At 71.1% G+C, this 24,106-nt stretch carries 19 protein-coding genes; 10 read left to right on the forward strand and 9 right to left on the reverse strand.

Annotation, left to right across the window (positions count from 1 at the left end):
- The first annotated feature begins 32 nt into the window (after positions 1 to 32).
- On the forward strand, positions 33 to 686 hold the full coding sequence (locus HNR30_RS03295) for a response regulator (protein WP_181608126.1): 654 nt from the start codon (positions 33 to 35) through the stop codon (positions 684 to 686).
- Here HNR30_RS03295 and HNR30_RS03300 read toward each other — a convergent pair.
- On the reverse strand, positions 635 to 1,330 hold the full coding sequence (locus HNR30_RS03300) for a hypothetical protein (protein ID WP_181608127.1): 696 nt from the start codon (positions 1,328 to 1,330) through the stop codon (positions 635 to 637). The two genes, HNR30_RS03295 and HNR30_RS03300, sit on opposite strands and share 52 nt — an antisense overlap.
- 144 nt (positions 1,331 to 1,474) lie before the next feature.
- On the opposite strand from HNR30_RS03300, the gene HNR30_RS03305 reads away from it, so the two are divergent.
- Genes HNR30_RS03305 through HNR30_RS03315 form a run of 3 tightly spaced genes read left to right on the forward strand, consistent with a single transcriptional unit; the run spans position 1,475 to position 5,162 of the window.
- Positions 1,475 to 3,493 carry a DUF6421 family protein gene (locus tag HNR30_RS03305; protein WP_181608128.1) on the forward strand — a complete coding sequence of 673 codons (2,019 nt, stop codon included), beginning with the start codon at positions 1,475 to 1,477 and terminating at the stop codon, positions 3,491 to 3,493.
- Complete coding sequence (locus HNR30_RS03310; RefSeq protein WP_181608129.1) at positions 3,490 to 4,119, forward strand: SDR family NAD(P)-dependent oxidoreductase; 630 nt, start codon at positions 3,490 to 3,492, stop codon at positions 4,117 to 4,119. Before HNR30_RS03305 ends, HNR30_RS03310 begins: the two co-directional genes overlap by 4 nt.
- On the forward strand, positions 4,116 to 5,162 hold the full coding sequence (locus HNR30_RS03315; RefSeq protein ID WP_181608130.1) for a threonine aldolase family protein: 1,047 nt from the start codon (positions 4,116 to 4,118) through the stop codon (positions 5,160 to 5,162). Before HNR30_RS03310 ends, HNR30_RS03315 begins: the two co-directional genes overlap by 4 nt.
- On the opposite strand, the gene HNR30_RS03320 is transcribed toward HNR30_RS03315, so the two are convergent.
- Genes HNR30_RS03320 through HNR30_RS03330 form a run of 3 tightly spaced genes read right to left on the reverse strand, consistent with a single transcriptional unit; the run spans position 5,156 to position 8,610 of the window.
- Positions 5,156 to 6,535, reverse strand: coding sequence for an MFS transporter (locus HNR30_RS03320; protein ID WP_312894205.1), 1,380 nt, complete (start codon positions 6,533 to 6,535; stop codon positions 5,156 to 5,158). The genes HNR30_RS03315 and HNR30_RS03320 overlap by 7 nt on opposite strands.
- Before the next feature lie 48 nt (positions 6,536 to 6,583).
- Positions 6,584 to 7,984, reverse strand: a complete 1,401-nt coding sequence (locus tag HNR30_RS03325) for a phytoene desaturase family protein (RefSeq protein ID WP_181608132.1) — start codon at positions 7,982 to 7,984, stop codon at positions 6,584 to 6,586.
- A gap of 17 nt (positions 7,985 to 8,001) precedes the next feature.
- The gene (locus HNR30_RS03330; RefSeq protein WP_181608133.1) at positions 8,002 to 8,610 is read right to left on the reverse strand and encodes a DUF305 domain-containing protein; all 609 of its coding nucleotides are present in this window, start codon (positions 8,608 to 8,610) and stop codon (positions 8,002 to 8,004) included.
- A gap of 101 nt (positions 8,611 to 8,711) precedes the next feature.
- Between HNR30_RS03330 and HNR30_RS03335 the strand changes: the two genes are divergently transcribed.
- A complete protein-coding gene (locus tag HNR30_RS03335) occupies positions 8,712 to 9,452 on the forward strand; it encodes a thioredoxin-like domain-containing protein (RefSeq protein WP_181608134.1) in 741 nt (246 codons plus the stop codon).
- A 2-nt stretch (positions 9,453 to 9,454) separates the two neighbouring features.
- Here the strand turns inward: HNR30_RS03335 and ald are convergent, their stop codons facing one another.
- A complete protein-coding gene (gene ald, locus HNR30_RS03340; RefSeq protein WP_181608135.1) occupies positions 9,455 to 10,564 on the reverse strand; it encodes an alanine dehydrogenase in 1,110 nt (369 codons plus the stop codon).
- 67 nt (positions 10,565 to 10,631) lie between these two features.
- On the opposite strand from ald, the gene HNR30_RS46655 reads away from it, so the two are divergent.
- A complete protein-coding gene (locus HNR30_RS46655; protein WP_246377495.1) occupies positions 10,632 to 11,471 on the forward strand; it encodes an excalibur calcium-binding domain-containing protein in 840 nt (279 codons plus the stop codon).
- Here HNR30_RS46655 and HNR30_RS03350 read toward each other — a convergent pair.
- From HNR30_RS03350 to HNR30_RS03360, 3 genes are all read right to left on the reverse strand, one after another.
- The gene (locus HNR30_RS03350) at positions 11,468 to 12,832 is read right to left on the reverse strand and encodes an NCS2 family permease (protein ID WP_181608136.1); all 1,365 of its coding nucleotides are present in this window, start codon (positions 12,830 to 12,832) and stop codon (positions 11,468 to 11,470) included. The genes HNR30_RS46655 and HNR30_RS03350 overlap by 4 nt on opposite strands.
- Before the next feature lie 62 nt (positions 12,833 to 12,894).
- Positions 12,895 to 13,128, reverse strand: coding sequence for an EF-hand domain-containing protein (locus HNR30_RS03355; RefSeq protein ID WP_181608137.1), 234 nt, complete (start codon positions 13,126 to 13,128; stop codon positions 12,895 to 12,897).
- A 35-nt stretch (positions 13,129 to 13,163) separates the two neighbouring features.
- Positions 13,164 to 15,314 carry a xanthine dehydrogenase family protein molybdopterin-binding subunit gene (locus HNR30_RS03360; protein WP_181608138.1) on the reverse strand — a complete coding sequence of 717 codons (2,151 nt, stop codon included), beginning with the start codon at positions 15,312 to 15,314 and terminating at the stop codon, positions 13,164 to 13,166.
- Positions 15,315 to 15,408: 94 nt separating this feature from the next.
- Between HNR30_RS03360 and HNR30_RS03365 the strand changes: the two genes are divergently transcribed.
- Positions 15,409 to 16,989, forward strand: coding sequence for a PucR family transcriptional regulator (locus HNR30_RS03365; RefSeq protein ID WP_181608139.1), 1,581 nt, complete (start codon positions 15,409 to 15,411; stop codon positions 16,987 to 16,989).
- Here the strand turns inward: HNR30_RS03365 and HNR30_RS03370 are convergent.
- Positions 16,982 to 19,810, reverse strand: a complete 2,829-nt coding sequence (locus HNR30_RS03370; RefSeq protein ID WP_181608140.1) for an AfsR/SARP family transcriptional regulator — start codon at positions 19,808 to 19,810, stop codon at positions 16,982 to 16,984. The genes HNR30_RS03365 and HNR30_RS03370 overlap by 8 nt on opposite strands.
- Positions 19,811 to 20,180: 370 nt before the next feature.
- Between HNR30_RS03370 and HNR30_RS03375 the strand changes: the two genes are divergently transcribed.
- The 3 genes from HNR30_RS03375 to HNR30_RS03385 are packed head-to-tail and all read left to right on the forward strand — an operon-like array spanning position 20,181 to position 24,075.
- Entirely contained in the window at positions 20,181 to 21,467 is a 1,287-nt protein-coding gene (locus HNR30_RS03375; protein ID WP_312894206.1) for a helix-turn-helix domain-containing protein, read from the forward strand.
- 44 nt (positions 21,468 to 21,511) lie between these two features.
- Positions 21,512 to 22,114 (forward strand): copper resistance CopC family protein, encoded by a 603-nt coding sequence (locus HNR30_RS03380; protein WP_181608141.1) that lies wholly within the window; start codon positions 21,512 to 21,514, stop codon positions 22,112 to 22,114.
- Positions 22,111 to 24,075: a bifunctional copper resistance protein CopD/cytochrome c oxidase assembly protein gene (locus HNR30_RS03385; RefSeq protein ID WP_181608142.1), complete on the forward strand. Its 1,965-nt coding sequence runs from the start codon at positions 22,111 to 22,113 to the stop codon at positions 24,073 to 24,075. The genes HNR30_RS03380 and HNR30_RS03385 overlap by 4 nt, the downstream gene beginning before the upstream one ends.
- Positions 24,076 to 24,106 lie beyond the last annotated feature (31 nt).

Consider the following 24,106-nt stretch of genomic DNA (forward strand, 5'->3'; position numbering starts at 1 on the left):
CGCCGCGCGTCGCGCCCGATTACCCTCCCTACGTGGGTATTCGCGTCGTCATCGCAGACGATCAGGCCATGGTCCGGGTGGGCCTGCGCATGGTCGTGGACAACGAGCCGGACATGACCGTGGTCGGTGAGGCCTCCGACGGGCTGGAGGCGGTCTCCATCGTGCGCCGCACCCGGCCCGACATCGTGCTCATGGACATCACGATGCCGCGCCTGGACGGCATCTCCGCGGCCGCTCAGATCCTCGACGAGCCGGGCGCGCCCCGCGTCATCATCCTGACCACCTTCGACACCGACGAGAACCTCTACGCCGCGCTCCGGGCCGGCATCAGCGGGTTCCTGCTGAAGGTCTCGCCGCCGGAGCAGCTCATCGAGTCGATCAGGGTCGTCAACAGCGGCGAGGCGCTGCTGGACCCGGCGGTGACGGGCCGCGTCATCGCCTCCTTCGCCGGGCGGGCGGAGGTCGCCCCGCCGCCCGAGCTCGACGATCTCACGCCGCGCGAGCTGGAGGTGCTGACGCTGCTGGCGCGCGGGCTGACCAACGCCGAGATCGCCCAGGAGCTGTTCGTCGGCGACGCCACGGTCAAGACCCATGTGGCGCGGGTGCTGATGAAGCTGCACCTGCGCGACCGGGCTCAGGCGGTGGTCTTCGCGTACGAGGCGGGCGTGGTGCGGCCGGGCGCGTAGAAGGAGGCCCAGGCCTCGTCGCTCATGCGCAGGATCCGCACGCCGATCCAGCCGATCGCCACGACGGGCGCGGTCCACATCGGGACGGTCGCGGGCCCGTACGGCACCGCGAAGGTGCCCAGGTACCCGGCGGCGGTCACCAGCGGCACCCACCACGGGGCGTGGCCCGCTCGCCAGACCACCACGAGCAGCAGCGGCAGGCCGAGGATGGCCATGAACATCCACGGCATCTGGAAGCCGAACGTGGGACCGGGCAGCCCCATCATCTCCTCCAGGATCTGCTGGGCCCGCTCGGGCGGGTAGTGCTGCCCCAGCCACCACTCGACCGGATCGGTCAGCAGCAGGCCCGAGGCGTTGATGTAGCCGACGACGGTGATCGCGCCCAGGATGTGGCCCGAGCGGAAGTGGCTGCGCCGGGTGAGGTGGATCAGCCCGAGCGCCCCGATGGCCAGCAGGATCCAGCTCCAGTGGTAGAGCACGGACTGCACCTGGGCCAGGGCGGGGTTGTCGCCGAAGCTGACGGTCTCGCGGTCGTCGCCCCAGGTGCCGGGGTCGACCATGACGGCCACCGCCTGCAGGAGCGGGGCGAGGATGAGCAGGATGCCGGAGACGGTCCGGCGGAAGCTGATGTGGTCGGACAACATAGAGCGCGACCGTAGCCGCGTCCGCGTGGGGCCGTCGTCCCCCGCCCGGCCTATCCCGCATCGTCCACCAGGTGGACACCTGGCGGACCATCCCCTCTTTGTGTGTATATTTTCCGTTATTGAACGTATTTGGCAGGAGGATTTATGTTCCCGCGCGTGTTGTTCGACGAGACACACGGTCAGGCCTGGACCATCAGGCGTGAACTGGCCGAGCAGCTGAACCCCGGCCACCCGGACGACAGCAGCTACGCGCGCGCGGCAGGGCATCTGCGCCGCCTGGGCCACCAGGTCACCGCCGGCGGCCTCGACCTCGACGGCCAGGACGTGCTGGTCATCGCCCACCCCTCCGACCCCCGCTTCGAGAAGGTGCTGCCGGGCAGCCCCGTCTACTCCGCCGGCGAGCTCGACGCCATCGAGGAGTTCGTCAGGCTCGGCGGCGGCCTGGTCGTGCTGGCGGAGGAGGAGCAGGACAAGTACGGCAACAACCTGCGCGAGCTGCTGCAACGCTTCGGGGTCGGCGTCGAGCACACCACGGTGCGCGACGTCGCCCGCTCCCACCGCGAGGTGGCCACCTGGGTGCTCGGCACGCCCGGCTCCGGCGGCCTGCTCGCCGGCGCCTCGCGCGCCTGTTTCTACCGCTCCGGCACGCTCGTCGCGCCGCCGTCGGCCCAGGTCCTGTTCGCCTCCTCCCCGTCGGCCTCGCCCGCGGGCGCGCCCCTGGCCGTCGCCCTGCCGTACGGCCAGGGCCGGGTCGTGGTGTTCGCCGACTCCGACCTGTTCGGCGACGACTCGATCGACGACTACGACCACCTCGCCCTGTGGGGCAACATCGTGACCTGGGCGGCGCGGACGCCCGCAGACACCTCGGGCCGCTCGCAGGACCCGGCCAAGGCGGCGCTGTTCGGCGAGCTCAAGGCCGCGATCGAGGAGCTGCGCCCGCTGCAGGCCAAGGACGGCTCCGTCGAGCCCGCCCTCCACGGCCGCGCGCGCGAGCTCGTCACCCGCATCTCCGCCACGGTCGAGAAGCTGGCGCCCTACTTCCCGCACGACGCCGCCTACCTGGCGCAGGTGCGCGCCGACCTGGCCGCGTGGGACCTCGGCGTGCCCGACTTCCTGCGCTCACTCGACCTGTTCCACCCCGACACCCAGCGCGTCGACGGGCTGGAGCACCTCGTGCTCTTCCCGATGTACACCCAGAACGGCAACCCGGGCCGCAACTTCGAGGCCGTCTGGCTGCGCACCATCTGGCCGGACTGGATCGCCGAGCTGGAGTCGTCCGGCTACGACAACCCGATGTTCGTCCCGATCGCCTTCGAGGACTTCACCGCCGGGTACGACACCTTCTCCGCGGTGCTCTTCCCCGAGACCGTCTCGGTGGCGGCCAAGCCCGAGAAGTTCTCGTGGGGCGGCATCTTCGCCGACCGCGAGGCCGCCCGATTCCGCGTCGTGTCCGAGGCCGCCGCGAAGACACTCAAGCTCGACCTGCCGCCGGACGCCGAGCGCCTGCTGGCCTCCCAGCAGCTCGCCCAGGACGTGTTCGTGATGTGGGACCTCATCCACGACCGCACCCACAGCCACGGCGACCTGCCCTTCGACCCCTTCATGATCAAGCAGCGCCAGCCGTACTGGATGTACGCCCTGGAGGAGCTGCGCTGCGACCTCACCGCGTACGGCGAGGCGGTCAAGCTGGAGGCCCAGGGCGTGGCGCACGCGCGCTTCGTGCAGCTGGCCATCCTGTTCGACCGGCTCTTCCGTTTCCCGATCACCGGCGAGCGGGTGCGCAACTACGACGGGCTCGGCGGGCAGTTGCTCTTCGCCTACCTGCACCGCAACGACATCGTGCGCTGGACCGACAACAGCCTGTCCATCGACTGGGCGCGCGTGGCCGACGGCATCGCCGACCTGCGCGGCGAGGTCGAGAAGCTGTACCGCGACGGTATCGACCGGGCCAAGGTCGCGCACTGGCTGGCCGCCTACGAGCTGGTCGCCGAGTACGTCGAGCCGCACCCGATGTCGGCCTGGAAGCGGCGCGAGCTGCCCGAGGAGAACAAGGCCATGGTCGACGCCGTGCTGTCCGACGAGTTCCCCCTGAGCATGTTCTACGAGGCGCTGCGTCGTAAGCTCGCCGCAGTGGTGGAGTCGACGCGAGGGATCCGGGCATGATCATTCTCATCACGGGTGGGGCGGGCCCCACCGGACAGGCTGTCGCGGCACGATTCGCCAAGGACGGCCACACGGTCATCAGCGTCGACAAGGACGACGTCGATCTCCTCGACCGCTCCGCCGTACAGGAGCTGGCCTCGCGCGTCGAGGCCGAGCACGGCCGCGTCGACGGCGTGGTGCACCTGGTCGGCGGCTGGCGCGGCGGCAAGACCTTCGCCGAGACCGACCTGGACGACTGGGACGCCCTCCACAACCTGCTGGTGCGCACCCTGCAGCACGTGTCGCTCGCCTTCGAGCCGCTGCTGCGCAAATCCGGAAAGGGCCGCTTCGTCATCGTCTCCGCCAAGGCCGCCGAGCGGCCCACCGCGGGCGGCGCCTGCTACGCCGCTGCCAAGGCGGCCTCGGAGGCCTGGGTCATGTCGCTGGCCGACGGCCTGCGCGACTCCTCGGCCGCCGCGACCATCCTGGTCGTCAAGGCGCTCCTGAACGACGCGATGATCGCCGCCAAGCCGGGGGCGGCGTTCGCCGGGTTCACGCACGTGAATACGCTGGCCGATGCGGTGGCCGGACTCTACGACCGGCCCGGCACGCAGATCAACGGCACGCGATTGGACCTCACGCAGTGATTCCCCGGCACGACCCCGACCTGAAGGCCTTCGCCAGCGACAACTACGCCGGCGTGCACCCGGAGATCCTCCAGGCGATCGTCACCGCCAACGGCGGCCACCAGGTCTCCTACGGCGACGACGTCTACACCGAGGCGCTCCAGGACGTCTTCAGGCGGCACTTCGGCCCCGACGCCGTCGCCTACCCGGTCTTCAACGGCACCGCGGCCAACGTGGTGTCGCTGCGCTCGATGACCGCCCACTGGGAGGCGGTCATCTGCGCCGAGACCGCCCACATCAACTGCGACGAGGGCGGCGCCCCCGAGGTCGTCGGCGGCATCAAGCTGCACACCGTCGCCGCGCCCGACGGCAAGCTCACCCCCGAGCTGGTCGACCGGCAGGCATGGGGCTTCGGCGACGTGCACCGCGCCCAGCCGCGCGTGGTGTCGATCTCCAACAGCACCGAGCTCGGCACCGTCTACACCCCCGGCGAGATCCGCGCCCTGTGCGACCACGCCCACTCACTTGGGCTTGCCGTGCACCTCGACGGCTCCCGCCTCACCAACGCGGCGGCCGCCCTCGACGTGCCGATCGCCGCGCTGACCACCGACGCGGGCGTGGACGTGGTCTCCTTCGGCGGCACCAAGATCGGCCTGCTGTACGGCGAGGCGGTCGTGGTGCTCAACCCGTCGGCGGCCAAGGGCGTCGACTACATCCGCAAGTCGTTCATGCAGCTGTCGTCGAAGATGCGCTTCGTCTCCGCGCAGTTCGAGGCGCTGCTCGGCGGCGACCTGTGGCAGCGCAACGCCAGGCACGCCAACGCCATGGCCAGGCGCCTGCACGAGGCCGTGCGCGATCTGCCGGGGCTGAGCGTGGTCCGCCCGGTGCAGGCCAACGCCGTCTTCGCGGTCCTGCCCGCCGAGGTGACCGAGCGGCTGCAGAAGCGTTTCCGCTTCTACACCTGGAACCCGGCGACGGGCGAGGTGCGGTGGATGTGCTCGTTCGACACCACCCCCGACGACATCGACGCCTTCGCGGCGGCGGTGGCGGAGGAGCTTCAGTGAGCCCGGCCGCGCGCGCCTAGCCTCAGGTCGACCAGCGCGACCACCAGGGCGCACAGCACGAAGACGAGCACGACGAGCAGGCCGAACCTGAAGGCGGCGGCGAAGTCGCCGTGGTCGCGGGCCACGGCCGCGAAGAAGGCGGAACCGACCGCGGCGATGCCCACCGCGTTGCCCATGCGCTGGCCCGTCTGCAGCACCCCGCCCGCCGTACCTCCCTGCTGGAAGGGAACCTCGGCCAGCGCGAGGGTCTGGTTCGGCGCGATGACCAGGCCACTGCCCAGCCCCGTGACCAGCAGGGGCAGGGCGGTGGCATAGGCCGCGGAGTGGCCGGGCACCAGCTCGACGGCCAGCCAGGAGGCCAGCAGCCCGGCGCAGACGACGACGAGACCGAAGACGATCAGCGCCCGCCCGTACCTGGACACCAGGCGGCCGCCCACGAAGGCGGCGATCGCCGAGCCGAGCGCGAACGGCGTCACGGCGACGCCCGCCTGCAGCGCGGTGTACGACAGACCGCTCTGCAGGTAGACGGTGAAGATGAAGAAGATCGCGGTGAAGCCCGCGAAGTACACCAGGCCGAGCAGCGTGCCCAGGGCGTAGGACCGCAGCCTGAACAGGGTGAGGTCGACCAGCGGCGACTCCACGCGGCGCTCCCACGCCACGAACACCCCCAACACGGCGGCCCCGAGCGGCAGCAGCAGCCACTTGTACGGACCCTCCCACGCCTGCTCCTGCAGGAACGGCAGCATCAGGCAGACGACGCCGACACCCAGCAGCGTGACGCCGACCGGGTCGAGGCCCTTCTGCTCGCCGTAGATCGGCTCCGGCAGCAGCCGCCTGGCCAGCGGCAGGGCGACCAGGCCGACCGGCACGTTGACGTAGAAGATCCAGCGCCAGTCGGCCACCTCGATGAGCAGGCCGCCGAGCAGCGGCCCGACGGCCGTCGCGATGCCGACGACCGAGCCGAGCACGCCGAAAGCCCTGCCGCGCTCGGCCCCCTGGAACTGCTGCTGGATCAGGCCGGAGACCTGCGGCGTGAGGATGCCGCCCGCGGCGCCCTGCACCAGCCGGGCGACGATGAGCAGCTCGATCGTGGGAGCGATGCCGCACAGGGCGCTGGCCACGGTGAAGGCCGCCAGGCCGAACATGAACACCGCCCGCCTGCTGCGGGCGTCGCCGACCCGACCCGCGGGCACCAGCATCAGGCCGAAGGTCAGCGCGTACCCCGACAGGATCCACTGCACGCCGGCGTCGCTCGCGTGCAGCGCGCCCTGGATCGAGGGCAGGGCGACGTTGACGATGCTGACGTCGATCAAGGTCATGAAGGTCGCGACCAGCGCCACCGCCAGCGCGCGCCACCGTCTCCTGTCGTCCACATCTGCGCAGCTCCCCGCCATTCCGGCAAGGAAAACCCCGCAACGCCCCTAGGCCTGGCCGCGGAGCCGGGCCGGGCGCCGGGCGTCGTGGGCGATCAGCCGCGCCGCCTGCCATCCGCCCATGCCGTGCACGCTCCCGCCGGGCGGGGTCGAGGCCGAGCAGAGGTAGACCCCGGGCAGCGGGGTGCGCCACGGGGTGAGCGACCACACCGGGCGCTTGACGAACTGCCCCAGCGTGGCCAGGCCGCCGCCGATGTCACCGCCGACGTAGTTGGCGTTGTGCGCCGCCAGGTCGGCCGTGTTCATGGCGTGCCGGGCCAGGATCCGGTCGCGGAAGCCCGGCGCGAACCGCTCGATCTGCGCCTCGATCTCCGCCGTCATGTCGCGGGTGGAGCCGTTGGGGACGTGGCAGTAGGCGTAGAGCGGATGGCCGCCGCGGGTGGGGTCGGCGGCGTACGGCTGCACGAGCAGCACGAACGGCCTGGGGGAGTGGCGGCCGCGGAACGTCTCCGCCTCACTCGTCACGATCTCCTCCAGGCTGCCGCCCAGATGCACGGTGCCCGCCCGCGCCACCTCCGGATCGCGCCACGGCACCGGGCCGTCGAGCGCCCAGTCGAGCTTGAACACCCCGGGGCCGTGCCTGAAGGAACGCAGCCGCCTGCCGTACGGCTCGGGGAAGTCGGCGGCGAACTGCACGGGCTCGGCGTCGAGCACCACCGTGGGCGAGTCGAGCTCGCGCAGCGAGCGCACCCGGTGGCCGGCCACCGTCTCGCCGCCCAGCTCGCGGAAGGCGGCGACCAGCGCGTCGGCCAGGCGCCCGCTGCCACCCCGCACCACCGGCCAGCCGGCCAGGTGCACCAGGGAGGCGAGCACCAGGCCGTAGCCCGCCGTGATGGGCAGCCGCAGGTCGATCATGGAGTGGGCGGCCATGCCCGCGAAGGCGGCGCGGGCGCGGCCGGTCCGGAACAGGCGGGCGAGCGCGGTCGCGGGCGGCGCGCCGTACAGGCCGAACCGGGCGGCCCGCAGCGGGGCACGCGGGAGGCCGAGCGGCGACAGGAGGGTGTCGATCAGGTCCTGATGGGCGCTCGTGCCCACGGTCGCCCGCCAGGCGCGGCCGTCGGGTCCCAGCTCGGCGACCGTGCGCTCCAGATCGCGGTGCAGGAGGACGGCGGGGCCGTCGTCGAGGGGGTGCGCGGCGGCGACGGGAGGGTGCGCGAACTCCACGTCGGGGCGCAGCGCGCGCATCGCGGGCGAGGCCAGGGCCATCGGCACGACGGTGGCGCAGACGTCGTGCACGACGCCGGGAAGGGTCAGCTCGGCGCTGCGCAGCCCGCCGCCGAAGGTGCCGGCCGCCTCGACGAGCAGGACCCTGCGGCCGGAGCGGGCCAGCAGGATCGCCGCCACCAGCCCGTTGGGACCGGAGCCGACCACCGTCACGTCGTGGGCCACCCGACCAGCCTAGACGGCTAGGTGAGAGGTGCCGCTCCGCGGTGTCGCAGCAGGTCGGTCATGAGCTTGATCTCGCCGCTCTGCCCGCCGACGATCTTCTGCGCCATGCGCACCACCTCGTCACGGTCCGACACCGCGAGCAGCCCCTTGGCCATGTCGACGCCGCCCTGGTGGTGACGGATCATGAGCTGCAGGAACAGGACCTCCGCCTCCTGCCCCTTGAGGCTCTTCAGCCTGGCCAGCTCCTCCTTGGTGGCCATGCCGGGCATCGCGGCGGGGGCGTCGACGGTGCCGCCGTGCCCGTGTCCCACCATCCACGCCATCGGCCGGCGCCCGCCGTTCTCCGGCAGGCCCCACTGCTCCAGCCATCCGGAGAAACGGCCACGCTGGCTGGACTGGGTGTTGATGATGTCGAAGGCGAGGTTGCGCACATCGGGCGCGGTGCCCCGGTCGTAGACGAGCCACGACATCTCGACGGCCTGGCCGTGGTGCACGCCCATGTCGCGGGCGAACCCCGCCTCTGGCGAGGTGTCTGACGGCGGCCGCAGGGAGCTGAACAGCACGAACGCGCCCGCGACGAGCAGCAGGGCGACGGCGGCGGCGAAGAGGGTTCTGGACTTTTGCATGACACGTCCAGGGTACCGACCCACGTATAAGGCGCACTTATTCTCCATATACGCCCCAAGGGCATAGGGTGACCCCTGTTTGGTACGCCGATGGAGGAACGATGACGAAGGAGAAGGCGCAGCAGCGGCGCGATCAGCTCGCCAAGATGCGCGCCCAGCAGCGAGCCAAGGATCGCCGTGGCGCGATGCTCATGTGGGGAGCAGGCGGCCTCGTCATCGTGCTTCTCGTTGGATTGGTCGGTTTCTACCTGGTGAGGCAGGCGCAGCTCACGAACCTCGACGCCGCCATCTCCAAGAAGTACGAAGGCAGCCAGCACGTCTGGGAAGCCGTCAAGTACGAGGAGAACCCGCCGATCGGCGGCCCGCACAACAACCTGTGGCAGCAGTGCGACATCTACGACAAGCCCATCCACAACGAGCACGGCGTGCACTCCCTGGAGCACGGCGCGGTGTGGATCACCTACCGCTCCGACCTGCCCAAGGCCCAGGTCGACAAGATCAAGGAGATCGCCTCCTCCACGGGCCAGCAGGACTTCATGCTCGTCAGCCCGGTCCAGGACCTGCCCTCGCCCATCGTGGCCAGCTCGTGGGGTCACCAGCTGAAGTTCGCGTCGCTGGAGGAGGAGCGCCTGGCGGCGTTCATCAAGAAGTTCCAGAACGGCCCCGACACTCCTGAGCCCGGCGCCACCTGCGGCGGCCAGTACGCGGTGACCACCACCGCCGACCAGGCGCCGCTCCCGCCGGAGCCGCAGCCGGAGGCCACCGCGACGCCGAGCGTCCAGCCCTCCGCCCAGCCGTCGGCCGAGGCCTCCGCCTCGCCGTCGCCGTCCGAGTCCAGGTAGGGCTAGCCTTCCTCGAAGGGCACCCACCCGAGTCCGTGCGCCTGCGCGACCGGCTCGCTGGTGAGGTGCCCTTCGTGTGTGCTCAGCCCCCTGGCCAGCGCCTGGTCCTCGCCCAGCGCCTGCCGCCAGCCCAGGTCGGCGATGGCCAGCGCGTAGGGCAGCGTCACGTTGGTCAGCGCGTACGTCGAGGTGTGCGGCACCGCTCCCGGCATGTTGGCCACGCAGTAGAACAGCGACTCGTGCACCCGGTAGGTGGGCTCGGCGTGCGTGGTGGGACGTGAGTCCTCGAAGCAGCCGCCCTGGTCGATGGAGATGTCGACGAGCACCGAGCCGGGCTTCATGTGCGAGACCAGCTCGTTGCTCACCAGCGTCGGCGCCTTGGCGCCCGGCACCAGCACCGCGCCGATGACCAGGTCGGCCTCCATGACCGCCTTCTGGATCTCCAGCGCGTTGGAGGCCACCGTCTGGCAGTGGCCCTGGTAGATGGCGTCGGCGTGGCGGAGCTTGTCGATGTCGCGGTCGATGAGCAGGACCTCGGCCTGCATGCCGAGCGCGATGGCGGCCGCGTTCATGCCCGAGACGCCGGCGCCGATGACCACGACGTGCGCGGCACGCACGCCTGACACCCCACCCATCAGCACGCCGCGCCCGCCCTCGGGACGCATCAGGTGGTAGGCGCCGACCTGCGGCGCGAGCCGCCCGGCGACCTCCGACATGGGCGCCAGCAGCGGCAGCCGCCCGTCGTCCGTCTGGACGGTCTCGTAGGCGACGGCGGTGACGCCCGAGTCGAGCAGCGCCCTGGTGCACGCCTCGGAGGCGGCCAGATGCAGGTAGGTGAAGAGCACCTGGTCCTTGCGCAGGCGGTGGTACTCCTCGGCGATGGGCTCCTTGACCTTCAGGATCAGGTCGCCCTCGCCCCAGACGTCGTCGGGGCCGGGCAGGATGACGGCGCCCGCCTGTTCGAAATAGGCGTCGGGGATGGCCGACCCGGCTCCGGCGTCGTGTTCGACGAACACCTGGTGGCCGTGACGGACCAGTTCGTGGGCGCCGGCGGGGGTGAGGGCGACCCGATACTCGTGGTTCTTGACCTCGCGTGGGACTCCGACCTTCATAAAACCTCCCCTACCCGCGATTACCCGGCATTCGCCTCTCCTCGATAGGCTCGGGCGCGTGTCGACGATGGAGAACCCCCCGCCCGTCCAGGTCGAAGAGGCCGAAGACGCGACCAAGGCGAGCAAGTTCACCACCATCGTGCTGCTCTCCGCGCTCGTCCTCGTGATCGTCACCGCGGGCGTCCTCGGCACCGTGGCCGTGCTGATGACGCGCAACCCCGACAGCCCCCTGCTGGGCGGCAAGAAACCCGTCCAGCTGGCGCAGGGCATCCACTTCGCCCCGGTCACCGAGACCAAGCCCGCGTGCCCCGGCGAGCAGGCGGCGACGGACGCCAAGAACGTCTGCTACTTCCTGGCCGAGGGCGTCACCGTCACCGCCGTGCAGAAGATCGAGACGGTCTCGCTCGCCGGAGGCACCTACGGCGTGCGCATCGCCTTCGCCCCCGCCTTCCTGGAGCGCATGACCAACCTGACCGAGGAACTGGCCCGCGCGCAGCAGCAACTGGCGGTCGTGCTGGTCGACAACCCGCAGATGGTGCTGGCCGCGCCCCTGGTCACCCAGGCGCTCAAGGGCGACAGCCTCATGATCACCGGCTTCACCAAGGCCGAGGCCGACGCGCTGCGCGACTCGCTTCTCGGCGGGGCGGGCGCCACGCCGACGCCTTCGTCGCCGGTGTCGTCCGGCGCCTCTCCGACCCTGCCGCCGGTGCAGAGCACGAGCCCGCCGGTGGGAGCCACGACGCCCGCGGCGGTGCCCTCCGGTGCGCTCGACCGCAGGTTCTCCAGCTGCCAGGAGGCCATCGACAACGGGTACGGCGGGCCGTACACCAAGGGCGTGCACCCGGAGTACTCCTGGTACCAGGACAAGGACAACAACGGCGTGGCCTGCAACCCGGCCGACTTCTAGCCGAACTGTCCCACGAAGAAGTACACGACGAAGATCAGCGACGTCACCCAGAGCAGCACCGGGATCTCGCGAGGCTTGCCGGACGCGAGCTTGATGACCGTGTAGGAGATCACGCCCGCCGCCACGCCGTTGGTGATGCTGTAGGTGAACGGCATCAGCGCGATCGTCAGGAACGCTGGCACGGCCATCTCCAGGTCGTCCCAGGGGATCGCCCGGCTCTGCGTCATCATCAGCGCGCCCACGAGCACCAGGGCGGGCGCCGCCGCCGCGGCGGGCACGACCGTGGCCAGCGGCGTGAACAGCAGCGTGAGGCAGAACATCGCACCCGTGACCACGCTGGCCAGACCGGTGCGCGCGCCCTCGCCGACACCCGCCGCCGACTCCACGAAGACGGTGTTGGCCGAGGCGCTCGCGGCGCCGCCCACCATGCCCGCGACGCCGTCCACGGTCAGGATCCTGCCCAGGCGCGGCACCCGGCCCCGCTCGTCGATCAGGCCCGCCTCGTCGCTGACGCCGATGATCGTGCCCATCGCGTCGAAGAAGCCCGACAGCACCAGGGTGAACAGCACGACCGTGGCGGTGATCGCGCCCGCCCTGGCGAAGCCGCCGAACAGGTCGAACTGGCCGACCAGCCCGAAATCCGGCCAGGCGATGAGCGCGTCGGGCACTCGCGGCACGACCAGGCCCCACGTGGCGGGATCGATCGTGGCGACGGCGTTGACGACGATCGCGACCACGGCGGTGACGACGATGCTGATGAGGATCGCGCCGGGGACCCTGCGCACGTACAGGGTGATCATGAGGAGCAGGCCGAAACAGAAGATCGCCACCGGCCAGCCCGTCAGGTGCCCGGTCGCGCCCAGTTGCAGGGGGGTGCCCGTGCCCTTGGCCACGAAGCCCGAGTCGACCAGGCCGATCAGCGCGATGAACAGGCCGATCCCCACCCCGATCGCGTGCTTGAGCGCGAGCGGGATGGCGTTCATGATCAGCTGGCGCAGCCCGGAGACCGCCAGCACGATGATGACGAGGCCCTCCAGGACCACCAGGCCCATCGCCTGGGCCCACGTCATGAACGGCGCCGCCTGGTAGGCCACCACGGCGTTCAGCCCCAGCCCGGCGGCCACCCCGAACGGCGCGTTGCCGACCAGGGCCATCAGCAGCGTGCACAGCGCCGCCGCCAGGGCGGTGGAGGTGGTGAGCTGGGCCAGGTCCAGCTTGGCGCCGGTGACGTCGGTCGCCCCGCCCAGGATGATCGGGTTGAGCAGGATGATGTACGCCATCGCCATGAACGTGGTCAGGCCTCCGCGCACCTCGCGTGCGACGGTCGTGCCACGTGCGGACAGCTCGAAGAACCTGTCCACCGATCATCCCCCTCCTGGCGTGCGAGGGGGATGATCGTCGTCCTACCCGTTGCGGTGAGCGCCTACGCGCGCTCGTGCTTGCCGCCCCCGATCAGGGCGACGAACTCGTCCAGGCCGATGAGGCCGTCACCGTCGCTGTCGGCGGCGGCGATGGCGCCCTCGATCTCCGCGTCGGACAGCCCGTCGGTGCCCATCGCCTCGTTCACCTTGCGGATCTCCTCGGCGGAGATCCGGCCGTTGCCGTCGGTGTCGAACCGCTCGAACTCCGCCTTGGCCGCGGCCTGCACATCAGACATCGCACAATCCTCCCGTTAGTCAGGCGGGGGTCAATCTACCGAAGTGCGATGTCCTGCGGGCGCAGGGGGACGCGGTGCAGGTCCAGACCTGTGGCATCGCGCACGGCCGCCATCACCGCCGGAGTCGAGGACAGGGTGGGCGGCTCGCCCGCACCGCGCAGGCCGTACGGGGCGTCCGGATCCGGGAACTCCATGACCTCGACCTGCATGGGCGGCATGTCGAGGACGGTCGGGATGAGGTAGTCGGTGAACGACGGATTGAGCACCCTGCCGTCGCGGACCTGGATCTCCTCCATCAGCGCCAGCCCCAGCCCCTGGGCCGAGCCGCCGTGGATCTGGCCCTCCAGCGCGATCGGGTTGAGCGCCCTGCCCACGTCCTGCACGGCGTCCAGCGCGACGACCTTGACCAGGCCCAGCTCGGTGTCCACGTCGACCACCGCGCGGTGCACGCACAACGCCAGCTGCGTGTGCGAGTCGCCCTGGCCGGTCACCGGGTCCAGCGGCACCGTCGGACGATGGCGGTACTCCCGCGTCTCCTCGATCGGGCCGAACCTCTCCACGGCCTGCGCCGGCGCCAGGCCCTTGCACCTCTCCCGTACGGCCAGGCAGGCCGCACGCACCGCCCCGCCCGTCACGTACGACTGACGCGAGGCGCTGGAGGAACCGGCCGAGCCCACCGAGGTGTCCGCGGTGGCCACCGTCACCCGCTCCACACCCAGCTCGGTGCGGGCGATCTGCGCCTGGACGGTCACCAGGCCCTGGCCCACCTCGGCGGCGGCGGTGTGCACGGTGACGTGGGGCTCGCCGTTGAGCAGCTCCAGGCGCACCCGGGCCGTCGAGTAGTCGTCGAAGCCCTCGGAGAAGCAGATGTTCTTGATGCCCACGCCGTAGCCGACGCCCCGCCGTACGGACTCGCCGTGGGTCGTCTGCGAGACGCCGCCCGGCATCGAGCGCAGGTCGTCGTCGGCGGGGCCGGGCAGCGGCAGCGCCTCCAGCCTCTCCAGGAGCTCGGCCAGCGGCGCCGGGGAGTCGAGCAGCTGGCCCGTGGCAAGGCGCGAGCCCTGCTTGACGGCGTTCCTGCGGCGGATCTCCAGCGGCGTCAGGCCGCACGCCCTGGCCAGCCTGTCCATCTGCGACTCGTAGGCGAAGCACGCCTGCACCGCGCCGAACCCGCGCATCGCGCCGCACGGCGGGTTGTTGGTGTACACGCCGATCGCGGTGACGTCGACGTTGTCGCATTCGTACGGCCCGACGCCCAGCGAGGCCGCGTTGCCCACCACGGCTGGCGAGGAGGAGCAGTAGGCGCCGCCGTCGAGCAGGATCTCGGCCTTGACGTAGACGAGCCTGCCCTCGCGCGTCGCCCCGTGCTCGTAACGCATGCGCGCGGGATGACGGTGCACGTGGCCGAAGAACGACTCCTCGCGGCTGTAGGAGATCTTGACGGGCCGGTTCAGCCTGAGCGCCAGCATGCAGGCGTGCACCTGCATCGACAGGTCCTCGCGCGCCCCGAACGCGCCGCCCACCCCTGCCAGCGTCAGCCGTACCTTCTCCGGCGCCAGCCCCAGGCACGGCGCCAGCTGGTCGCGGTCGACGTGCAGCCACTGGGTGGCGATGTAGAGGTCGACGCCGCCGTCCTCGGCGGGCACCGCCAGGCCGGACTCGGGGCCGAGCGGCGCCTGGTCCTGCATGCCCACCTCGTACTCGCCCGTGACGACCACGTCGGCGACGAAGGTCTCGCCCTTGGTGACCGGCTGCCTGCGCAGGACCCTGGTCGCCTTGGCGGGATCGGTGACGGCCTGCCGTACCTCGTAGTCGACGACGATCGCTGCCGCCGCGCGTCTGGCCGTCTCCGGGTGCTCCGCGGCGACCAGCGCCACCGGCTCGCCCTGGAAGTTGACCTCGTCGATGGCCAGGACCGGCTGGTCCTTGTGCTCCAGGCCGTAGAACTTCTCGCCCGGCACGTCCTCGTGCGTCAGGACGGCCAGCACGCCGGGGATCTTCAGGGCGGGGCCGACGTCGATCGACCTGATCCTGGCCGACGGGTGCGGGCTGCGCAGCGTGACGCCCCAGACCATGCCGTCGAGCCACAGGTCGGAGGCGTAGGCGAACTCCCCGGTGACCTTCAAGGTGGCGTCCGGCCTGGTGGTGCTGGCGCCGACGCCCTGCGAAACGGCGGTGTGCGTCATCTACCGAGTACAGCACTACGGGATGGTCACTCCTATGTCACTACCGTTAAATAACGACATATCTCGGCAACATGCTGCTTGTATATTCCTCCAAATGCGGCTCAGCGACCTGTCCCCGCTGCGCGTCGAACTCCTGGCCGGAGACGCGGAGCGGGAGTTCACCTCGGTCTACGTCACCGACCTGCCCGACCCCGGGCGCTACCTGTCGGGTGGCGAACTGGTGCTGACCGGGCTCATGTGGTGGCACGCGCCCGGCGACTCGGCGCTCTTCGTCCGGCGGCTGCTGGACGCCGGGGTCGCGGCGCTGGGGGCGGGACAGGGGTGGCTCGGGCACGTGCCCGACGACCTGGTGGCCGCCTGTGCCTCGGCGGGGCTGCCGCTGATCGAGATCCCGGCGGACGTGTCGTTCCGGGCGGTGCTCGACCTCACGGCGCGGCGGCTGGCGGGCGACGCCAGGGAGGCGCTCGGCCGCCACCGGCGCCTCGTCGCCGCCGTGGCGGAGGGCGCGGACCTGCCGGAGCTGTTCGCGGCGATGGGAGTCACGGGCGCGGTGCTCTCGGCCACGGGCACCACCATCAGCACCACCGGCCCGGCACCCTCTGGCACCGCTGCGGAATCCGCCACCACCGTCACCACCGCCGCCACCGCCGCCACCGCCACCGTCACCGGCCCTGCCGCTCCGGCCCCTGTCATCGGCCCGGCTCCCGCCCCTGCCTTGTCCGATGCCGCCCTCGCCGACTCCGTTCGGCTGGCGCGGGCCTTCCTCGCCGCTCCTCGCCTGCCGTACCTCGTCTCCGGCCGCACCCTCTTCGCCGTGGGCCGCATGCCGCGCGCCGCCGGCTGGGTGCTGGTCGTCGACGGCGACTTCACCGACCGGGCCGACCTCGGCTACGAGCTCGCCTCCTGCGTCGCCCTCGTGCGCCGCCGCCTCGACGAGGGACGCCTGGTCGAGCGCCGCCTGCTGGCCGAGCTCCTCGACGCCCCCTCCGGCGCCCGCCTGGAGACCTGCGGCCTGTCCCGGGGCGACGCCTTCTGCGTCGTCTCGGCGACCTGCCCGCCCGAGGTCCTCGAAGAGCTCCTCGACCGCCACGTGGTCGCCGCCTCCGGCCCCGCCTCCACCGCGCACTCCGGCCCCGCCTCCGCCGCGCACTCCGTCGCCGTCGTCCCCGCCCCCGACCGTGCAGCCTGGGAGGCCGTCGCCGCCCGCCTCCGCTCCGCCCTGGCCGTCCTGTCCGACCCGTCCCTGCCCGGCCCCTCCCTGTCCGTCGGCCTCAGCGGCCGCCTCATCGGCGCCCCCGCCCTCCGCGGAGGCCTGGAGGAGGCGGGCCACGCCCGCGGCCTGGCCGAGTCACGCTCGGGCGGCGTGGTCACCAGCGACGAGATCTACACCCACGCCCTCCTCCTGGCCACCCTGCCGGGCGACGTGCGACGCTCGTTCACCGGCCACCTGCTGGGCCCGCTGATCGACTACGACGCCGCCCACCAGTCGGAGCTCGTCCGCACCCTCGAGGTCTTCCTCGACAGCGCCGGCTCCTGGCAGGTGTGCGGCGAACGCATGCACGTGCACGTCAACACGGTCAGGTACCGGATCAGGCGGGTGGAGGAGCTGACGGGCAGGGATCTGTCGTCGATGGCGGACCGGGTCGACCTCTACCTGGCACTGCGCGCTAGATGATCTTCGCCAGCCGCGGCCCGCCGTCCGGTCCTTCTGCCTGGGTCAGGAGGGTTTCCTCCTCGTGGAACTCCTTTTCCCAGACGCCTCTGCGCGACCTTCGGCCCAAAATCGCGGCGGCCTCGTTCAGGTGGCGGCGGGCGGCGGGCAGGTCGCCGGCGAGCCGATGGGTCTGGGCCAGGCCGAGAGCGCACTCGAAGGACGTGATCTTCGACTGCGTGACCTGCGCCAGCTCCTGGCCCTCCTTGAGCAGGCGCAATGCCACGTCGTAGTTGCCGAGGCCGAGGTGGATGCGTCCGAGCTTGGCCGTCATGATGCTCACGTGCCAGCGATCTCCGGCCTGGTGAGCCGACTCCAGGGCCCTCTCCATGGAGGTCCGGGCCTGCTCCGGCCGGCCGAGGCCCAGGTGTGCCAGCCCGACGCTCAGGAGGGCGTAGCGCCTGCCGACCTCCGATCCGATCTCGGTGGCGATGCGCAGCTGCTCGGTCGAGTGTTCCAGCGCCTCGCTGTAACGCTGGGCGGTGTCCAGGGTCGCGGCCATGTTCGCATGCGCCCGCTGCTCGCAGAAACGATCGCCCAGCAGGCGGGCGAGCTCCAGCTGGTGCCGATGGTGGACGAGTGACTCGTCGGTGCGGTCGAGCGCGTTGAGCGCCGATGCGACGTGGTTGTGCGCCTCCAGCGCCATCCTGACGTCCTCCAGCCGTCGGCTGAAGTCCAGGACCCGCTCGTTCAGCCGCAGCATGTCCCAGGCCTGGCTGCTGATGTGCAGGTGCCAGTGCAGGCCGAACACCACGGCCACGCCGAGCCGTGCGATCTCGTCGTCGGGCTCGGCCAGCGCCTGGGAGGCCGCTGCCACCAGGTTGGTGTCCTCGCGCGACAGCCATTCGTGGGCGGAGGTGGCGTCGGCCAGGGGGAGCGGCGCGCTGCGGACCTCGGGCGCCACGGCCTGGACCCGGTGCGGGTCCGCCAGCACGGCGGCGGAGCGGACGGTGGCGGCGAAGTGCCCCAGCGCCCGGAGCAGGACCGACCGGCGTTTGGCGGGGGCGAGCTCGGCCGCGAACAGCCGGATCAGATCGTGCATGTGATAGCGGCCGCTGCTGCCCCGCTCGAGCAGGTGCGCCGAGGCCAGGCGTTCGAGCGCCAGGTCGGCCTCGGCCCAGGTGCCGCCCAGCATGGCGGCGGCCGTGTCCGTGGTCACGTCGGGCACCTGGAGCTGGCCGAGCAGCGACAGGGCTCGTGCCGCGCTCCGATCGAGTGCCTCGTCGCTGGAGGCGAGCGCCGACCAGCTCGTCGCGAAGCTCGTGCGCACCGCGAGGTCTCCGGCCTGCAGCTCCTGCAGGCGCCTGCGCTCGTCGGCCAACCGGTCCGCCAGCACGGACATGTGCCATCCGGGCTGATCGGCCAGCCTGGCGCCCGCGATGCGGAGGGCGAGAGGCAGCCCGCCGCACAACCGTACGATGCGTTCCGCATGCTCCGGATCGGCGGCGCAGCGCTCGGCTCCCACCAGCTTCGCCAGCAGGGTGAAGGCCTCCGTCTCCGGCATGCGCCCGAGCCGGACCTGGACGCAGTCGTCGATGTGCGACAGGGACTCGCGACTGGTGACGAGCACGCTGCATCCGGCCGGCAACGGCAACAACGGGCGGATCTGCGCCGGCCCCGCCGCCCCGTCGAGGACCACCAGGATCCGCTGCCCGGCCATGACCTCGCGCAGGCGCTGGACGGCCTCGCCGGGTTCGCGCGGGATCTCCTCCCGATCCTCGCCCAGAGCTCTCAGGAGCCGGCCGATCACGTCCAAGGGGCGCAGCGGTTCGACCCCGGGAGTCGCTCCCTGGAGACTCACGAACAGCCGCCCGTCGGGGAACCCGTCGCCCGCCAGGTGCGCGGCGTGGACGGCCAGGGCGGACTTCCCTGCTCCGGGTGGGCCGGAGATCGCCACGACGGCGGGTGGAGGGGAGCCGTCCCACGGAGCCAGGACGGACCTCAGCCGGATCGTCTCGGCATGGCGGCCCACGAAGCTCTGCAGATCGCGGGGAAGCTGGTTCGGCGCCGCCCGGTGCTCGCGCAGGACGGCGGGGGGCGCCGCCCGCCGGATGATGTCGTGGCAGCGTACGAGGCGCTCGCCCGGAGCCACTCCCAGCTCGTCGGCCAGGATCCGGCGGCCGTCTTCGTAGACGCGGAGGGCGTCGGCGGTCCGTCCCGCCTGGTGCAACGCCACCATGAGCAGCTCGCGCAGCCGCTCGCGCAGGGGGTGCAGGCGGATACGCCCGCTGAGATCGTCGATGGCGTCGTCGGGTCGCTGGAGATCGAGCAGGAGCTGTCCCCGCGTCTCGGCCACCCGCAGGTGAAGCTCCTCGAGGCGCGTGCGCTCGGCTTCCGCGAAGGGACCGGGTAACCCGCAGAGCGGAGTGCCGCGCCACAGGCGTCCGGCGCGTTCCACCAGCGCGAGGGCGGCCTCGGCCGGGAGCTGCCTGGCCTCATGGAGATAGGCGTCGTACAGGAGGGAGTCGACGTCGCGCGGATCGAGGTCGAGCCGGTAGCCCTGTGGGGCCGCGACGAGCAGGGCGGCGGGCGCCCGCGGCCCCCGGTCGGGTTCCAGCGCGCGCCTCAGACCGGCCACATAGGTGTGGAGGTTCTGGAGGGCGCTCCTCGGAACCCGCTCCCCCCACAGATCATCGATCAGGCGATCGGTGGGGACGACCTGGCCTGCGTTCGTCGCCAGGATCGCCAGAACCGCACGCTGGCGGGGCGAGCCCAGGGCGACGGCGGCCGACTTCCTGAGCGCGGTGACCTGACCCAGGAGTCGAACGAAGACGATGCCAGACAACGAGGTGCTCCGCGGTGGCTGGGGGAGATCGGAACCGCAGCCTAACGGCATCACCGACCACAGGTAAGTGTCTGCGGTCATGTAGTTGAAATGTAGAGCTCTCGCCTACCCTGGCCGGTCTCGGCTTGGTCAGAGCCGGGACCCGCCAGGTGCGCTTGGCGCACCTTCACGGGGTGCGCCAAGCGGTGGTCAACAGCAGGGCGAGTCCGCGTATGCACTCAGGGGGGACACGGTGGCGTGTGCGGTCGTACTATTGCCACCAAGTGTTACCAGAGCCGCGACGGCGGCAATGAGCGCGGACAGGGCAATGCGCTTGCGCATGGGGGGTTCTCCCTCGCCAGGTGAGTTGCTGGGACTATCTTCTCAGGGAGTGGAAGCGGTGGCCACATCTGACTTGGTCGGACTGCGAATTAAGACGGTTCGGCGCCAGCGCGGTCTGTCTCAGGCGCAACTTGCTCATCCCGAACTGTCCGACAGCTATATCTCATTGATCGAAAGTGGTAAGCGCACTCCGACTCCCTCCGTCCTCGAACTTCTGGCCCAGAAGCTCGATTGCTCGTTGTCGTATCTGCTCAACGGCGTGACCGCGGAGCAGATGCGCGACCTCGAACTGGCACTGGGCTATGCCGATCTCGCGCTGGAGAATGGCGAAGCCTTCGAAGCTCGTGTCCGATTCGTGGAGCTTTTGGCGGACAGTAATCTGACAGGTCTGACTGCCCTGCGTCAATCCGCGGAATTCGGGCTCGCCCGCGCACACGAGGCATGTGGAGAGCAGAAAGAGGCCATCGTCATCTTCCGCAGGCTTCAGGGCGAGCAGCTTTCCGACGAGCAGCAGATCGAACTCGCCAAGTCGCTGTGCCGCCTTTACAGGGTCAGCGGACGTCTGACCGAGTCTGTCGAGGTGGCCGAGTCCACTCTGGCGTCCCGCTCGGCGTGGTCCGACGCGTATGTCGAGCTCGGCGCCACTCTGCTGGCGGCTTACTGGGAGCGGGGCGACCTGCTGCGCGCCCGTCAGTTCGTCGCCGAACTGCTCGACGCCGCCGAGGCGCTGGGCTCGCCGCGCGCGCTGGTCGCGGCGAACTGGAACGCCGCCTACACCGCCCGGCGCACGGGACACGGCGGCGAGGCGCTGAACTTCGCGGAGAAGGCGCTGGCCGTGCAGGTGGAGAACGGGCCCTCCCGCTTCTCTGGCGCCATGCACGTGACCGTCGCCAACCTCTACCTCCGGTTGCGGCCGGAGCAGACGTCCCGCGCGATCGAGTTCCTCGAGCGGGCCATGCAGATCTTCTCCGAGTCGCCGGCCACCGCCTTCGAACAGGCCAACGCCCGGCTGGAGCGATCGCGCGCCGAGATCATGTCCGGACGCCTCGACACGGCGATCAGCTTCGCCGAGGAGGGTCTGACCCTGCTGCCCGACTCGGCGCAGATCCTCGCTACCGAGGCGCACCTGCTGAAGAGCCGCGCGTACGGCCTGCAGAACCACGCGGAGGAGGCGGCCCGCGAGCTCAGCCTCGCCCGCGACGTGCTCTTCACCATGGAGAAGGCCGACATCGCCGTCGAATACTGGTTCGCCGCTGCCGAGACCTCTGAACTGCTCGGCGACTCCGACGGTGCCGTGGACGCCTACCAGAAGGCGCTGGCGGCGGCAGGCCTGTAGCGACGTCCAGACCGGGTGGTGCCGTGGGTAGCCTTGGGGGTGCCATGAAGAGATCCCCGCTCGCGGCACTCACCGCGCTTCTCGCTGCCCTGCTGGCCCTCGGCGTCGCCACCCCCGCGCTGGCGCACGACACCCTCAAGGGCAGCGACCCCAAGAAGGACTCCACCGTCGAGAAGGTGGAGCAGGTCAAGCTCGAGTTCAACGCCAGGGTCCGCATGCCGTACGTGATCGTGCGCGACGCGGGCGGCAAGGCGTTCCAGGACGGCAAGCCGGAGCTCGACGGCAGGTGGGTCACGCAGGCGCTGACGGAGACGTTGCCCGACGGCGCGTACACCATCGCCTACCGCGTCGTCTCCTCCGACGGTCACCCGATCGAGGGTGAGGTGCCGTTCACGGTCAAGGGCGCGCCCAAGGCCGAGCCGAGCGAGAGCGCCACTCCGGAGGCGAGCGCGAGCGCCGCGGCGACGCCGGTCGGCACGCCGACGCAGGCGCAGGCGACGGCGACCGAGCAGGCGAGTGCCGAGCAGGCGAGTGCCGAGCAGGGTCAGGAGGGCGGCGGGTTCCCGGTGTGGCTGATCGTCGTGGTCGGCGCGCTCGTGGGCATCGGCATCGGGTTCCTGATCAGCGCGCGGAAAGCCAAGCCATGAGCCGGGCGGCGCGGCTCGGGCTGGTCGCGGGCGCGGCCGCGCTGGCCGGTCTGGCGCTGGCGATGGTCCTGGGCGGGGCGGCGTTCCCGAGGATCATCCCGGGGCTGCCGACGGCCGACGCCTTCGTGCGGTGGGCGCTGCCGGTCTCGAGGCTGGTCATGGATGTGGCCGGCGCGCTGACGGTGGGTCTGCTGATGGCGGCGGCCGCGTTCTTCCCCAGTGACAAGGGCATGCTCGGCGCCACCGCGCAGGGGTATGTGAAGGCGGCTTCGTGGTCGGCCGTGGTGTGGGCGGCGGGCGCGGCGGCGACGCTGCTGTTCGGGGCGGCCGACACCTTCCCCGACCCGCTGCCGGTCGTGGTGCAGGATTATCTGACCAGTTACGCCAGCCAGACACCGCAGGGCATCGGGTTGACGCTCGTGGTGCTGTTCGCGCTGGCCATCGCCCTGTTCTCGCGCGGCGCGATCACGGTGGGCGCGGCCGGCGGGCTGCTGGTGCTGGCGATCGCGACGATGTTGCCGCCGTCGCTGACGGGCCACGCGGCCAGCTCGCCCAACCACGACATGGCCATTTCCGGCCTGGCCGCCCACGTCGTGGGCATCGCGTTGTGGGTGGGCGGCCTCGCGGTGCTGTCGTTCCACGCGCTGCGCAAGGGGCCGCAGCTGGAGATCGCGGCCGACCGCTTCTCCCGCATGGCGCTCTGGGCCTACATCCTGGTCGGGCTGTCGGGCCTGTTCAGCGTGCTGGCCAGGCTCGCGGCGGTCGACGACCTCTGGACCTCCTCGTACGGCATGCTGATCGTCGCCAAGATCGCCGCTTTCGTCCTGCTGGGTTATGCCGGGTGGTGGCACCGTCGTTCGACGCTCGCCCAGCTCGGCAAGGGTTCGCAGCAGGCGTTCGTCAGGCTGGCGGTCGGCGAGGTCGTGCTGATGGCGGCGACGATGGGCCTGGCGGTGGTGTTGTCGCGCACCCCTCCGCCGGTGGTCGACCTGCCCGCCGATCGTGCCTTCGAGCTGCTGGGCTTCCTGATGCCGCCGGAGATCTCGGCGGCCAACCTGGCGAGCCTGTGGCGGTTCGACCTGTTCACGGCCTCGATCGCGGCGCTGCTCGGCGGGCTGTACGCCGCGGGTGTCGTCCGGCTGGTCAGGCGGGGCGACGCGTGGCCGTGGGGCCGCACGATCTCCTGGTTCGTCGGTGTGGCCATCCTGGTCGTGGCCACGCAGAGCGGCCTGGCCCGCTACGCCATGGTGATGTTCAGCGCCCACATGGTCGAGCACATGACGCTGACCATGGTGGTACCGATCTTCCTGGTGCTGGGCGCCCCGATGACGCTGGCGCTGCGGGCGCTGAAGCCCGCCGCCAAGCGGGGCGACCGGGGGCCGCGCGAGTGGCTGACGGTGATCCTCAACAGCGGCTTCGTCAAGGTAATCTCGCATCCGGCGATCGCGACGGCGATCTTCGTCGCCTCGACGTACGCGCTGTACTTCACGCCGCTGTTCCAGTCGGCCATGGAGGAGCACCTGGGTCACATCGTGATGACCGTGCACTTCCTGGCCAGCGGGTGCCTGTTCTTCTGGGTGATCATCGGGGTCGATCCGGCTCCGCACCGCCTGCCGTACGTCGGGCGGCTCCTGACGCTCTTCGTCACCATGCCCTTCCACGCGTTCTTCGGCATCGCGCTGATGATGTTCGGCTCGGTGATCGCGCAGGACTGGTACGAACAGCTGGGCCGTACCTGGGGCGGCACGCTGCTGGAGGACCAGAACAACGGCGGGGCGATCGCCTGGGGCTTCGGCGAGATCCCGACGCTGATCGTGCTGATCGCCCTGGCCTACCAGTGGTACCACGACGAGGAGCGCAAGGCCCGGCGCTCCGACCGCCGCGCGGAGAAGGGCGACGTCGAACTCGCCGCCTACAACGCCTACCTCGCCAGGCTCAACAAGGCCGACAAGGGAGAGTAGCCACGAAGGCCTCCCCTTTTTCCGGTGCGCG

The organism is Nonomuraea soli, from assembly GCF_013761175.1.
Classification (GTDB): domain Bacteria; phylum Actinomycetota; class Actinomycetes; order Streptosporangiales; family Streptosporangiaceae; genus Nonomuraea; species Nonomuraea soli.

Coding starts and splice junctions, on each gene's coding strand:
- HNR30_RS03300 (WP_181608127.1), bottom strand. CDS start 1,330: ATGTTGTCCGACCACATCAGCTTCCGCCGGACCGTCTCCGGCATCCTG.
- HNR30_RS03305 (WP_181608128.1), top strand. CDS start 1,475: ATGTTCCCGCGCGTGTTGTTCGACGAGACACACGGTCAGGCCTGGACC.
- HNR30_RS03310 (WP_181608129.1), top strand. CDS start 3,490: ATGATCATTCTCATCACGGGTGGGGCGGGCCCCACCGGACAGGCTGTC.
- HNR30_RS03330 (WP_181608133.1), bottom strand. CDS start 8,610: ATGCAAAAGTCCAGAACCCTCTTCGCCGCCGCCGTCGCCCTGCTGCTC.
- HNR30_RS03335 (WP_181608134.1), top strand. CDS start 8,712: ATGACGAAGGAGAAGGCGCAGCAGCGGCGCGATCAGCTCGCCAAGATG.
- ald (WP_181608135.1), bottom strand. CDS start 10,564: ATGAAGGTCGGAGTCCCACGCGAGGTCAAGAACCACGAGTATCGGGTC.
- HNR30_RS46655 (WP_246377495.1), top strand. CDS start 10,632: ATGGAGAACCCCCCGCCCGTCCAGGTCGAAGAGGCCGAAGACGCGACC.
- HNR30_RS03355 (WP_181608137.1), bottom strand. CDS start 13,128: ATGTCTGATGTGCAGGCCGCGGCCAAGGCGGAGTTCGAGCGGTTCGAC.
- HNR30_RS03360 (WP_181608138.1), bottom strand. CDS start 15,314: ATGACGCACACCGCCGTTTCGCAGGGCGTCGGCGCCAGCACCACCAGG.
- HNR30_RS03365 (WP_181608139.1), top strand. CDS start 15,409: ATGCGGCTCAGCGACCTGTCCCCGCTGCGCGTCGAACTCCTGGCCGGA.
- HNR30_RS03380 (WP_181608141.1), top strand. CDS start 21,512: ATGAAGAGATCCCCGCTCGCGGCACTCACCGCGCTTCTCGCTGCCCTG.
- HNR30_RS03385 (WP_181608142.1), top strand. CDS start 22,111: ATGAGCCGGGCGGCGCGGCTCGGGCTGGTCGCGGGCGCGGCCGCGCTG.